At 65.2% G+C, this 13,170-nt stretch carries 10 protein-coding genes and 1 riboswitch; of the genes, 8 read left to right on the top strand and 2 right to left on the bottom strand.

Translation table 11 applies throughout. From position 1 onward, the window contains the following. Positions 1–10: 10 nt before the first annotated feature. Positions 11–1,108 carry a substrate-binding domain-containing protein gene (locus K6G35_RS04460; protein WP_008649785.1) on the bottom strand — a complete coding sequence of 366 codons (1,098 nt, stop codon included), beginning with the start codon at positions 1,106–1,108 and terminating at the stop codon, positions 11–13. 142 nt (positions 1,109–1,250) lie between these two features. Between K6G35_RS04460 and K6G35_RS04455 the strand changes: the two genes are divergently transcribed. Next, on the top strand, positions 1,251–2,105 hold the full coding sequence (locus K6G35_RS04455) for an ABC transporter substrate-binding protein (RefSeq protein ID WP_035881655.1): 855 nt from the start codon (positions 1,251–1,253) through the stop codon (positions 2,103–2,105). 64 nt (positions 2,106–2,169) lie between these two features. Here the strand turns inward: K6G35_RS04455 and K6G35_RS04450 are convergent, their stop codons facing one another. After that, complete coding sequence (locus tag K6G35_RS04450; protein WP_008649783.1) at positions 2,170–3,120, bottom strand: LysR substrate-binding domain-containing protein; 951 nt, start codon at positions 3,118–3,120, stop codon at positions 2,170–2,172. 277 nt (positions 3,121–3,397) lie between these two features. Between K6G35_RS04450 and xdhA the strand changes: the two genes are divergently transcribed. From xdhA to K6G35_RS04415, 7 genes are all read left to right on the top strand, one after another. Next, on the top strand, positions 3,398–4,894 hold the full coding sequence (gene xdhA, locus K6G35_RS04445; protein WP_035881654.1) for a xanthine dehydrogenase small subunit: 1,497 nt from the start codon (positions 3,398–3,400) through the stop codon (positions 4,892–4,894). Between the two features lie 11 nt (positions 4,895–4,905). Then, positions 4,906–7,257: a xanthine dehydrogenase molybdopterin binding subunit gene (gene xdhB / locus K6G35_RS04440; RefSeq protein WP_495676135.1), complete on the top strand. Its 2,352-nt coding sequence runs from the start codon at positions 4,906–4,908 to the stop codon at positions 7,255–7,257. 19 nt (positions 7,258–7,276) lie between these two features. Then, positions 7,277–8,275, top strand: coding sequence for a xanthine dehydrogenase accessory protein XdhC (xdhC, locus tag K6G35_RS04435; RefSeq protein ID WP_495676134.1), 999 nt, complete (start codon positions 7,277–7,279; stop codon positions 8,273–8,275). A gap of 44 nt (positions 8,276–8,319) precedes the next feature. Further along, a complete protein-coding gene (locus K6G35_RS04430) occupies positions 8,320–9,384 on the top strand; it encodes an adenosine deaminase (protein ID WP_011515716.1) in 1,065 nt (354 codons plus the stop codon). An 83-nt stretch (positions 9,385–9,467) separates the two neighbouring features. Continuing rightward, positions 9,468–10,802 (top strand): guanine deaminase, encoded by a 1,335-nt coding sequence (gene guaD, locus K6G35_RS04425; protein ID WP_024569101.1) that lies wholly within the window; start codon positions 9,468–9,470, stop codon positions 10,800–10,802. 210 nt (positions 10,803–11,012) lie between these two features. After that, on the top strand, positions 11,013–12,194 hold the full coding sequence (locus K6G35_RS04420; protein ID WP_035881650.1) for a fatty acid desaturase: 1,182 nt from the start codon (positions 11,013–11,015) through the stop codon (positions 12,192–12,194). A 91-nt stretch (positions 12,195–12,285) separates the two neighbouring features. Next, a riboswitch (yybP-ykoY riboswitch) is annotated at positions 12,286–12,508 on the top strand. A gap of 28 nt (positions 12,509–12,536) precedes the next feature. Further along, on the top strand, positions 12,537–13,112 hold the full coding sequence (locus K6G35_RS04415) for a TMEM165/GDT1 family protein (protein ID WP_008649773.1): 576 nt from the start codon (positions 12,537–12,539) through the stop codon (positions 13,110–13,112). Positions 13,113–13,170 lie beyond the last annotated feature (58 nt).

Raw genomic sequence — 13,170 nt, 5'->3', positions numbered from 1 at the left:
CAGGCCCGGATCAAGCCCCTTCCTTGCCGTCCGCGCCGTACCAGGGCAACGCCTGCTGCGGCGTCAGGATGCCTGCCGGTTCCGCCGCCGTGTATCCCGGAAGTTGCTCGATGCGTCGCGCGAAGGCCGGGTCGGCAATCAGCGACAGCAGCGCGGTCACCCACGGCGCGGTCTGGTCGTTCTTGCGCAGCGCCAGATAGTAGGCCTCGCGGGTTAGCGGGACGAATGCCAGGCCGTGCGCTTCAGCGTTCATGCGCAGGCCAAAGGCGACCTGCGCGCGGCCTGAGTGCACCGCTTCGGCCACCTTCTCATTGCTGAACTCGGGATCGTCGTAGCCGGTGATCTGGTCTGGATACAACCCCTGCGTGGCCAGCAACTGATCGAACAGCATCCGCGTGCCCGAACTCCGCTGGCGGTTGATGAAGCGCGCGCCGGTGCGAGCCAGATCGCGCAGGTCGCGGATCTCGCGCGCCATGTCCGGCGCCACGATCAAGCCCTGCTCGCGCCACGCCAGCCGCACCAGCCGCACCGTGGCCGGCCGCAGCCACTTGCGCAGTGTCACATGCGCCACCGAACCAGCGGTCTGGATCGGCGAGACATAAAAGCCAGCCAGTTCCGACTGCCGCTCCTGCAGGCAGACCAGCCCTTCCACGCTGCCGCAAAACACGGTATCGAGTTGCAGCGGCGCCGGCGTTTCCCTGAGCGCGGCGGCCAGCGTTTCCACGGCCGGGTCGTGGCTGCCGGAGAAATGCAGCACGGTCTGAGGCCGCGCGGCCTCATCGAGATCGGTCAGGAAATCGGCCATGGCCTTCTGCACGGCCGGATCGATCGTCTCGCGCAGTCGCAGTTCGGCCCGTAGCAGCCGTTCGCCGAAGCGCGTCAGCGATGCGCCACGCCCGCGCTCCATGTCGAGCATCGAGCGGCCAAGCATCTCTTCCCAGGTGCGCATCACACCCCAGGCATGACGATAGGAAAGTCCAATTTCCTGTGCCGCCCGATGGAGCGACCCCGTTTCACGCACGGCCTTGAGTAGCTGGAACACCTTGCCGTTGGCGCGGGGGTTGTCATCGGCGGCAATGACCGGGAACAGGTCAAAGCGGAAGGTCATATGTTTCGCCTTGCATATTTACGAGGCCTACAGGCTCATTGACAATCGTGTGCCTCGGTTTCCACGACGATTCGCGCATTCTCCATGAAGCATCGTCGCTATGGAAATTGTGTTTCCGAAAACATAAGAGAAGGAATTGCACATGTCTGATCGCCGTCTTCCCCGCCCAATTCGCCGGTTTCTCACCTCACCCGCCACGACGGCCGCGCTGGCATTCATTGTGCTCTCGACAGCATATGGCGCAGTGAATGCTGCCGATCTGAAAATGGCCACAACCACGAGCACCGAGAATTCCGGGCTGCTCAAGTACCTGCTGCCGAAGTTCGAGCAGAAAACCGGCATCAACGTGAAGGTGATCGCCGTCGGCTCGGGCAAGGCCATGAAGATGGGCGAGATGGGCGACGTGGATGTGCTGCTGGTGCACGCACGCAAGATGGAAGACGAATTCGTCGCGGCCGGCTACGGCGTCAACCGTCGGGACGTGATGTACAACGACTTCATCGTCGTCGGCCCTGCAAACGATCCGGCCAACCTGAAGGGCGGGAAGGACGTCATCGCCGGATTCAAGAAGCTGGTTGGCAGCGGCAGCAAGTTCATCTCGCGCGGCGACAATTCCGGCACCGACGTGATGGAGAAGGACTACTGGAAGAAGGCTGGCATCGAGCCCAAGGGCCAGCCGTGGTACGTCAGCGCCGGGCTCGGCATGGGCGAAGTGCTGACGATGGCCGCCCAGCTCCCGGGCTACACGCTATCCGACCGAGCTACCTACGGCGCGTATCGCGCGAAGACGGGCCTGGCCATCGTGCTACAGGGCGACCCACAGATGTTCAATCCGTACGGCGTGATCGCCGTGAATCCGGCCAAGCACCCCGGCATCAACTACGCCGACGCGATGAAGTTCGTCGAATGGGTCACGTCGAAGGAAGGCCAGGACGCGATTGCCAGCTACAAGGTCGAGGGCGAACAACTCTTCTTCCCCGACTACAAGGCAAAGTAACCAGGCGACGCAACCGGAGCCGGGACGGCGCTGAAGTCCCGGCATAACCACGGGGGCGCCGGACTCAGCCCGCCCCGGTGGCCTCCAGCCGTGGAAGCTGTGGCAGATCCGTCGCGACCTCGGCAATCATCCGCCGCATCCACATCACGTCCGGCGCCGCATGGCAACGCTCGTGCCAGAGCTGGTAGAAGCGCATGCGTGGGAACTGCACCGGCGACGGCACCATGCGGATCGGCAGGTACTGCGCGTAATGCGCGGCAAACTGCCGGCCCGTGGTGAACACCATGTCCGTCTTCATCAGCACGTAGGGCACCAGCCCGAAATACGGCAGCGTGACCTGGATATTCCGCTTGTAGCCCTGCTCCGCCAGCGCCTGGTCGATCATGCTGCGCTGCATCGACGCATACGGCGCCGGCGCCAGATGCGGCATTTCCAGGTAGTGGCGCAGCGTCAGCCCGTGACGCGCCAGCGGGTGCTGCGCGCCCAGCATGCAGACGACCTCGTCATCGAACAGCGGCGAGATATGCAGATGCTCGGGCGGCGACAGCCAGTTGCCGACCACGAGATCGAGGTGGCCCTGCTCCAGCGCATCCAGAAAGTCGGTCGACTGCGTCATCGGGTGGACGAACAGCTTCGCGCCCGGCGCCAGCCGCCGCACGCGCTCGACGATATTCGGCAGGAAGAACGCGTCAAGATAGTCGGGCGCCCCGAGGTGGAACGTCCGCGTGGTGGTGGCCGGATCGAACTGCTGCGGGGGACGGGCGATGCGATCCATCGCGGCCAGACTCTGCTCGGCCAGCAGTAGCAGTTCGCGGCCGCGCTCGGTGGGCACCATGCCGCTCTTGCCGCGCACCAGAATGGCGTCCCCGGTGATTTCGCGCAGCCGCTTGAGCGTGTTGCTGATGGCGGGCTGCGACTGGCCGAGGCGCACGGCGGTGCGCGTCACGCTCTGCTCGGTCAGCAGTGTGTGAAGCACCCGCAGTAAATATGTATCGAGATGGTCGCGTCCGTGCATGGCAGGTGCCAGCCCGCCATATGGCTTGGCGTGGGTGGCGTGGGGGATGGGAACGGCGCATAGTGTAAGACAGCCACCCCCGAAACGGTCAAATCCGGCACACCGTCCGGACGATCTACGGGAAGACCCGTAGATCGCCGCCAGACGGCCCGTGGACTGGCGCGGCTCCGGCCGGGCCGCCGCCGGATGCGCGCGTTGATGGGGCATATCACATGGGCCGAATATTGCGTCAAAGGGCCAGTGCTATGTTTCCGCCATCCCCGAAAGAGAGAAGATCATGGAGACGCAAACCATCCGCTTCTACCACCGCGGCCAGGTCCAGGAAGTATCCGACGCCCCCGTGACGCGCACCCTGCTGCAGTACCTGCGCGAAGATGTCCGCTGTACCGGCACCAAGGAAGGCTGCGCCGAAGGCGACTGCGGCGCCTGCACTGTCGTGATCGGCGAGTTGCAGGACAGCGGCGATGTCGAATTCAAGGCCGTCAACGCCTGCATCCAGTTCCTGCCCACGCTCGACGGCAAGGCCCTGATCACGGTCGAAGACCTGCGTCAGGCAGATGGCGCGCTGCACCCCGTGCAGGAAGCCATGGTCGAGTGCCACGGTTCGCAATGCGGTTTCTGCACCCCCGGCTTCGTGATGTCGCTGTGGGCGCTGTACCAGCAGCACACCCCGGGTGGCGAGCCGCCCCCGCGCCAGACCATCTGCGACGCCCTGACCGGCAACCTTTGCCGCTGCACCGGCTATCGCCCGATCGTCGACGCCGGCCAGCGCATGATGGCCCTGCCCGCGCCGCAGGCCGACCGCATCGACCCCCGCCAGATCGCCGACACGCTGCGCAGCCTGAAGCGCGGCGAGACGTTCCACTACAACGCGCGCGGCCAGCATTTCTACGCCCCGCGCACGGCCGCCGAATTCGGCGCGATCAAGGCCGCCGAGCCGAACATCCGCATCCTGGCCGGCAGCACGGACGTCGGCCTGTGGGTAACCAAGCAGTTCCGCGAACTGGGCAACCTGCTCTACGTCGGTCAGGTGGAAGATCTGAACCAGATCGCCGAGCGCGACGGCTTCATCGAAATCGGTGCCGCCGTGACGCTGGAAAAAGCCTATGCCGCGCTGAACACCGCCCATCCGGAGCTCGAGGAACTGTGGAAGCGCTTTGCTTCCCTGCCGATCCGCAATGCCGGCACGCTGGGCGGCAACATTGCCAACGGCTCGCCGATCGGTGACTCGATGCCGGCGCTGATTGCCCTGGGCACGGAAGTCGTGCTGCAACGTGGCGACGTCCGCCGCGTGATGCCGCTCGAGGACCTGTACCTGGCCTACCAGAAGACGGCCATGGTCGAAGGCGAATTCGTCGCCGGACTGCGCGTGCCGGTGCAAGGGCCGCAGCATTTCCGCACGTACAAGCTGTCCAAGCGCTTTGACGAGGATATCTCCGCCGTGTGCGCCGCGTTTGGCATCACGGTCGAGAACGGCATCGTCACGGCAGCATGCATCGCCTTCGGCGGCATGGCCGCCACCCCGAAACGGGCTGTGCTGGCAGAGGATGCGCTGACCGGCAAGCCCTGGAACGAGGCCACCGCGCGCGCCGGCATGGCGGCGCTGGGCCAGGACTACACACCACTGACCGATATGCGCGCCACTGCCGACTATCGCAGCCGGGGCGCCGCCAACCTGCTCTATCGCTTCTGGCTGGAAACGCGCGACGGCGCGTTGCCCGCCGCCATGGTCAACGTCCGCGCCATCGGCGCCGGTGAAACCGTGAGCGCCTGAGGAGAGCCTGCATGAACAAGCAAACCGAACCTTTCCTGCTCGACGCCAGCGTCGCCGCCGAATCGGCGCCGCAAGTGGGCATCTCGCGCCCGCATGAATCGGCCCACCTGCACGTGGCAGGCACCGCCACCTATACCGACGACATTCCCGAGCTGGCTGGCACGCTGCACGCCGCGCTCGGCATGAGCGCGCGCGCCCATGCGCGCCTGAAGTCGATCGGTCTCGAACGCGTGCGCAAGGCGCCCGGCGTGGTGTCGGTGCTGACCGTCGACGACATTCCTGGCGCCAACGAATGCGGCCCGATCATCCATGACGACCCGATCCTGGTGAAGGACGTCGTTCAGTTCATCGGTCAGCCGATCTTCATCGTGGTAGCGACGTCGCATGACGCGGCACGCCGCGCCGCCCGTCTGGCCGACATCGAGTACGAAGACCTGCCCCCCGTGCTGTCGCCCGAGGCCGCGCACGCCGCAGGCAGCTATGTGCTGCCGCCGATGCATCTGAAGCGCGGCGAACCTGCCCGCCACATCGACGCGGCCATCCACCGCGACGCCGGCAAGATCCACCTGGGCGGTCAGGAGCAGTTCTATCTGGAAGGCCAGATCGCCTACGCCGTGCCGCGCGAGAACGACGGCATGCACGTCTGGTGTTCGACGCAACACCCGACCGAAATGCAGCATCACGTGGCCCACATGCTCGGCTGGCACGCGCATCAGGTGCTGGTGGAGTGCCGCCGCATGGGCGGTGGCTTCGGCGGCAAGGAATCGCAGTCGGCCATGTTCGCCTGCTGCGCGTCGCTGGCCGCATGGAAGCTGCTGTGCCCGGTCAAGCTGCGTCCGGACCGCGACGACGACATGATGATCACCGGCAAGCGTCACGATTTCGTGTTCGACTTCGATGTCGGCCACGATGACGCCGGCCGCATCGAAGGCGTGCGCGTGGAGATGGTGTCTCGCGCGGGCTTCTCGGCCGACCTGTCGGGTCCGGTCATGACGCGCGCGATCTGCCACTTCGACAATGCCTACTGGCTGCCGAACGTGCAGATCGACGGCTACTGCGGCAAGACCAACACGCAGAGCAACACCGCGTTCCGCGGCTTCGGCGGCCCGCAAGGCGCGTTCGCCGTGGAGTACATCCTCGACAACATCGCGCGCAACGTGGGCAAGGATTCGCTCGACGTGCGCCGCGCCAACTTCTACGGCAAGACGGACAACAACGTCACGCCGTATGGTCAGACCGTCGAAGACAACGTCATCCACGAGCTGATCGACGAACTCGTGGCATCGAGCGAATACAAGGCCCGCCGCGCCGCCACGCGCGCGTTCAATGAGACCAGCCCGATCCTCAAGAAAGGGATCGCCATCACGCCGGTCAAGTTCGGCATCTCGTTCAACGTGGCCCACTACAACCAGGCCGGCGCGCTCGTGCACGTCTACAACGACGGCTCGGTGCTCGTGAACCACGGTGGCACGGAAATGGGCCAGGGCCTGAACACCAAGGTGGCGATGGTCGTGGCGCACGAACTCGGCATCCGCATGGAACGTGTGCGCGTGACCGCTACGGACACCAGCAAGGTAGCCAACACGTCCGCAACCGCCGCATCGACCGGCGCCGACCTGAACGGCAAGGCCGCGCAGGACGCCGCCCGCCAGATCCGCGAGCGGCTGGCCGCGTTCGCCGCCCGCAAGGCCGGCGTGCCCGTCGAAGACGTGCGCTTCGGCGACGACCTCGTGGTGGCTGGCGAGCTGCGCCAGTCGTTCGGTGATCTGGCCCGCGAAGCCTATGTGGCCCGCGTGCAACTGTGGTCCGATGGTTTCTACACCACGCCCAAGCTGCACTGGGACCAGAAGGCGCTGCAGGGCCGCCCGTTCTATTACTACGCCTACGGCGCAGCGTGCTCGGAAGTGCTGGTCGATACACTGACCGGCGAATGGAAGCTGCTGCGTGCCGATGCATTGCACGACGCCGGCAAGTCGCTGAACCCGGCCATCGATATCGGCCAGGTCGAAGGCGCGTTCATCCAGGGCATGGGCTGGCTGACCACAGAGGAACTGTGGTGGAACCAGAACGGCAAGCTGATGACGCACGCGCCCTCGACCTACAAGATCCCGACGATCAACGACTGCCCTGAAGCGTTCAACGTGCGGCTGTTCCAGAACCGAAACGTCGAGGACAGCATCCATCGCTCGAAGGCCGTTGGCGAGCCACCGCTACTGCTGCCGTTCTCGGTGTTCTTCGCGATCCGCGATGCGATTGCTGCGGTGGGCGACTACAAGGTCAACCCGCCGCTGCGCGCGCCCGCCACCAGCGAAGCGATCCTCGACGCCGTGGAGGCCGTGCAGGCCGCCGTGGTTTCCGCCTGACGCAATACCAGGACCGATCATGCAGGACGCCCCCCTCAAACCGTTCCGCTTCGCCGACGCCACCCGCTGGGTGCGCGCCGGCATGCCCGTGGCGATGGTCACCATCGTCGAAGTCAAGGGTTCCGCGCCGCGCGAGGCGGGCATCCGCATGCTGGTGACGGCCGACGACCTTGTTGGCACGATCGGCGGCGGCCACCTGGAGTGGCGCGGCATGGACATCGCCCGAGAGATGATCGCAAAGGGCGAAAACGGGGAGCAGCGCCGCATCGAGCGTATTCCGCTTGGGCCCGCACTGGGTCAATGCTGCGGCGGCGTCGTGCGCCTGGCGTTTGAAGTGCTGACCCATGACGATCTGGCCTGGCTCGACGCGGTGGAATCGGCCTTCGCGACCGGCAAGGCACTCGCGCGGCATGTACCGGTGACCGGAGCGGTTCGCACGGAAGCCAGCCGCGACCTGTTGCCGTCGGTGCAACTTGCCGCCGATGACAGCTGGATCGACACGCTCGTGCCGGACGACATGCACGTCGTGCTGTTTGGCGCGGGGCATGTCGGCCACGCGCTGGTCAAGGTGCTGGCCACGTTGCCCTGCCGCGTGCACTGGGTCGACGAACGCGACACGCTCTTCCCCGCCGGCCTGCCCGAGAACATCGAGGCCGAAGCGACCGATACGGCAGAAGCCGTGGTCGACCAGGCCCCGGCAGGCAGCTATTTCCTGGTCATGACGCACAGCCATGCGCTCGACCAGACCCTCTGCGAGCGGATCTTCCGCCGCACCGATTTCGCTTACTTCGGCCTGATCGGCTCGAAGACCAAGCGCGCGAAGTTCGAACACCGGATGGCCGAGCACGGCATCGACGCCGCGCGCTTTCCGGAAATGACATGTCCCATGGGAGTCTCCGGCATCACGGACAAGGCACCGGCTATGATTGCGGTAGCCATCGTCGCCCAACTGCTCCAGGTCCGCGACCAGCGCGCAGCTGCGCTGGCCGCCAGCCGGCGGGAGGCGGTGCATCCGTAACCGGGCAGCCGTGATCCGGCTGCCGCCATAAGACAAGAGGCCCCATGACCATTGATGCCGCGCTGGCGGACAAGATCCGCCGTACCCCCAAGGCCGAACTGCACGTGCATATCGAAGGCACGCTCGAACCCGAGCGCATCTTCAGGCTGGCCCAGCGCAACAACGTCAAGCTGGCCTATCCGGACGTGGAAGCGCTACGCGCCGCGTACGCCTTCACGGACCTGCAATCGTTTCTGGACATCTACTACGCCGGCGCCAGCGTGTTGCTGACCGAAGAAGATTTCTTCGACATGACGATGGACTACGTCAAGCGCGCCGCCGCCGACAACGTCCGCCATGCCGAGATCTTCTTCGACCCGCAGACCCATACCGCGCGTGGCGTGCCGATGGGCACGGTGATCGACGGCATCGCCGACGCACTGGCTCAGGCACGCACCGAGTACGATTTTTCGAGCAGCATGATCCTCTGCTTCCTGCGCCACCTGTCCGAGGAGGATGCGCTGGCCACGCTGGAGGCCGCTCTGCCCTACCGCGACCGCTTTGTCGGCGTGGGGCTGGATTCTTCGGAACGCGGCAACCCACCCGAGAAGTTCGCGCGTGTGTTTGCCCGCGCGAAGGAACTCGGCCTGCATCTGGTGGCGCACGCTGGCGAGGAAGGCCCGCCGCAGTACGTGACCGATGCGCTGGACATCCTCAAGGTCGAGCGGATCGACCACGGCGTGCGCGCGATCGAGGACGAGGCGCTGGTGCAGCGCCTTGCACGTGAACGCGTGGCGCTGACCGTTTGCCCGCTGTCGAACCAGAAGCTGATGGTCCATCCCGACCTGCGCGATCACCCGATGAAGCGCCTGCTCGACGCCGGTGTGGCCGTGACGCTCCATTCGGACGACCCCGCCTATTTCGGCGGCTATATGAACGCGAACTGGGAGGCATCGTTCGACGCACTCCCGCTTGATGCGGCCGATGCCCACAAGCTCGCCCGCAACAGTTTTGAAGCGGCCTTCCTGCCGGACGTGCAGAAGGCCGAATTCCTGGCTGAAGTCGACCACTTCTGGTCGGCCACGCCCGCATCCCCGCCCGCAACGGCCAACGTGACAACCACGACCTGACCGGGCGCATTTCAAGAACGCCGGATGCTTCGCCCGTTGCAATACCGAACGGGCGAGGCACCGGCCGCCCCGAAGACATGAAGATGACGACGACTTCCCCTGCATCTGGCGCCGACAACGCCGTGACCCGCGCAATCCGCGGCCGCATTCTGCACTTCCTGCGTGACCCGCAGTTTCATGACGACGCCTATCAGTATTGGGAAGACGGCGTCATGATCGTGAAGGCCGGCCGCATCGCCGCAGTCGGCAATTACGCGGACCTGTCACGCGATATCCCGCAAGGCGCCGAAGTCGTCGACCATCGCGGCAAGCTGATCGTGCCCGGGTTCATCGACACGCACATCCACTACCCGCAGACCGACATCATCGCGTCGCCGTCGCCGGGCCTGCTGCACTGGCTGGACACGTACACGTTCCCCGAGGAGCGCCGCTTCAGCGACCCCGCCTATGCGCGGGCCGTCGCCGATTTCTTCACCGACGAACTGCTGCGCAATGGCACGACCACCGCCATGGTCTGGAGCACCGTGCACGCGGCATCGGCCGACGCACTGTTCGCCGCCAGCCAGCAACGCCACATGCGCATGATCACCGGCAAGGTGCTGATGGATCGCAACTGCCCGGACTTCCTGCGCGACACGGCCGAGAGCGGCGCGCGTGAATCGGCCGACCTGATCTCGAAATGGCACAACGTCGATCGCCTGGCCTACGCGATCACGCCGCGCTTCGCGCCGACTTCCACCGAGGCACAGCTGGAAGCCTGCGGCGAGTTGGCGAAAGCCCACAGCGACGTCTTCATCCAGACCCACGTGGCGGAAAACCGCGACGAGGTGAAATGGGTGGCCGAGCTTTTCCCCGATGCGCGCAGCTACCTGGACGTCTACGACCGCTACAACCTCCTGCGCCCGGGAGCGTTCTACGGCCACGCGATCTACCTCGACCAGGATGACCGCCGCCGTCTGGCAGACAGCGGCGCGGCCGTGGCGCACTGCCCTACGTCGAACCTGTTCCTGGGCAGCGGCTTCTACGACTTCCACCAATCGGATGCGAATCGCCTGAACGTCACGCTGGCGACGGACGTTGGCGGCGGCACGTCGTTTTCGATGTTCCGCACCATGAACGCCGCGCACAAGGTGGCGCGGATGGGCGGCTACCACCTGACAGCGCTGCGCATGTTCTACCTGGCCACGCGCGCCGCCGCGGAGGCGCTGGGCTGGCAGGACCGGATCGGCAGCTTCGAGGTGGGCTGCGAGGCCGACTTCGTCGTGCTGGACCCGGACGCCACGCCGCTGATTTCGCGCCGCAGCAGCCGCTCGGAAACGCTCGAAGAGCAGTTGTTCGCGTTCGCGATGCTTGGCGACGACCGGGTCATCGAGAACGTCTACATCATGGGCGAGGCCACCAGCCCGGTCGCCGCCTGATCGGGCGTAGGCGGGGCATATTTGTGTGGATCGGCCGATTCCACTCAAACATGGTCCGCCGATGTGCTTTTTTGGTCTCAATGCGAATCCGCCCTCGCGGAGCATTGACCATAATCAACACAACGGTCATCAAAGCCTTCTAGCCTGTCACGCATATAAAGTCCGCCCATCCGGGCAGACGCACATGCATACCGACTCGCCAGACCTTTGATGACTGCCCCATCCGACACCCTCTCGCCGGCCGACGCCGACGCGATCTCGCAAGCGCCGAACCACAGCACGAACCGCCCCAAACGCCCGGCCAAGAACATCCCCCTGCCGGAGCCAATCGCCTTCGAGGCCCCGTTTCCGAACCGCAAGACGATCCGCAGCTGGCTGATTCCCCTCGGCGGCCGCAGCACCGCGCGCGCGCTGCTTCTGTTCGCGTTCGATTACGCGCTGTTCGCTGCCGTACTGGCCGGCGTGGTCCTGGCATCACCCTGGTGGGCCAAGGTTGGGCTCGGCGTGCTGGCCGGACTGATCATCGCGCGCCTGTTCATCATCGGCCACGACGCCTGCCACCAGAGCCTGACCGACCATCGTGGCCTGAACAAGTGGCTGGGCCGGCTCACGTTCCTGCCGTCGCTCACGCCTTATAGCCTCTGGGAAGTCGGCCATAACGTCGTCCATCACGGTTACACGAACCTGAAGGGCTTCGACTTCGTCTGGGCGCCCTACTCGCTCGAGGAATTCCGCGCGCTGCCGCGCAGCCGCCGGATTCTGGAGCGCATCTACCGCAACGGCCTTGGCGCCGGCCTTTACTACCTGATCGAGATCTGGTGGTTCAAGCTGTTCTTCCCCAGCAAGCGCCAGATGGCGACCCGTCGCCCGATCTTCATGTGGGACTGCGCGCTCGTGGCAGCTTTCGGCGCGCTCTGGATCGGCGCGCTGGTCTGGCTGGCCGTGGCCACCGGGCAATCCCCGCTGCTGCTGGTCGGCACCGGCTTCGTGCTGCCCTTCCTGATCTGGAACGCCACCGTTGGCTTCGTGCTGTACGTCCACCATACGCATACCAGCGTGGCGTGGTACGACACCAAGGCCATGTGGGCGAAGGCCCAGCCGTTCGTGTCGACGACCGTGCATCTGCGCTTCAACTTCGGTATCGGCGCGGCCCTGCATCACATCATGGAGCACACGGCCCACCACGTGGACATGAGCATCCCGCTGTACCAGCTCAAGCGCGCCCAGGCGCTGCTCGAGCACGCACTGCCGGGTCGCATCATCATCGAGAAGTTCTCGTGGCGCTGGTATTTCCATACAGCCCGCCGCTGCAAGCTCTACGACTTCAAGGCGCTGTGCTGGACGGATTTCCGCGGTCGCCAGACCAGCGAAAACGCTCCGACTCCGGTCTGAGCACATCGGGAATGGCGGCGTTAGCGACATTCCCTTGAATTGACAGAAACTGCGAGACGGGTGGACTTCGGTCGCCAGTCTCGCTAAAATGCGACCTTCCATTGGGGAGTAGCCGCCCTGATCTCACCGCGCCGCGCAATGCGGCACCCGGAAGACAGGGGCGTACGTCAACAGACTTGACCAAATGCCGACATGGCAGGCGGTTATGGCGTGCGCAGCCCAGGACCTTGTGTCCAGTGCCTGGCGAGACCGATGACCTCACCTTTCTGGCCGGGCCGGGAAAGGTGTGCGTCATTGGCATCTCGCGATGCATTTGCGGCCCGGTTATTCAAACGACAAAAAATGGAATCGTTCCTCGTCTCCACAGGCATCGTCGCGCTCGCTGAAATGGGCGACAAGACGCAGTTGCTGTCGCTCGTCCTGGCTGCTCGCTACCGCAAGCCAATTCCCATCATTCTGGGAATCCTGATCGCGACACTGGTCAACCATGGCTTTGCCGGCGCGCTCGGCGGCTGGATCACAGGCGTGGTCGGTGTAGACCTGCTGCGCTGGATTCTCGGCCTCGGGTTTATTGCGATGGCCGGCTGGATGCTGATTCCAGACAAGCTCGACGACGCTGAGGAAGCCAAACCCGTCAAGGGCGCGCTCGGCATCCTGGGCACCACGATCATCGCGTTCTTCTTCGCCGAGATGGGCGACAAGACGCAGATCGCCACCGTGGCGCTGGCCGCGCGCTTCCATGGCGAAGTGATTGCGGTGGTGGCCGGCACGACGTTCGGCATGATGCTCGCCAACGCCCCCGCCGTCCTGCTTGGCGACCGTTTCGCCAACAAGATGCCGATCGCCCTGGTGCACAAGATCGCCGCTGCGATCTTCCTGGTGCTGGGTCTGCTGGCGCTGTTCAACGTCGGCGGCTGAGAATCGTGGCTCCCCTCTCCCGCTCAGCGGGCGCGGGGAGAAGCAATTCCGATCCGGA

This window comes from Cupriavidus sp. HY129 (assembly GCF_059492215.1).
This window is presented reverse-complemented; position numbering and strand designations above follow the sequence as displayed.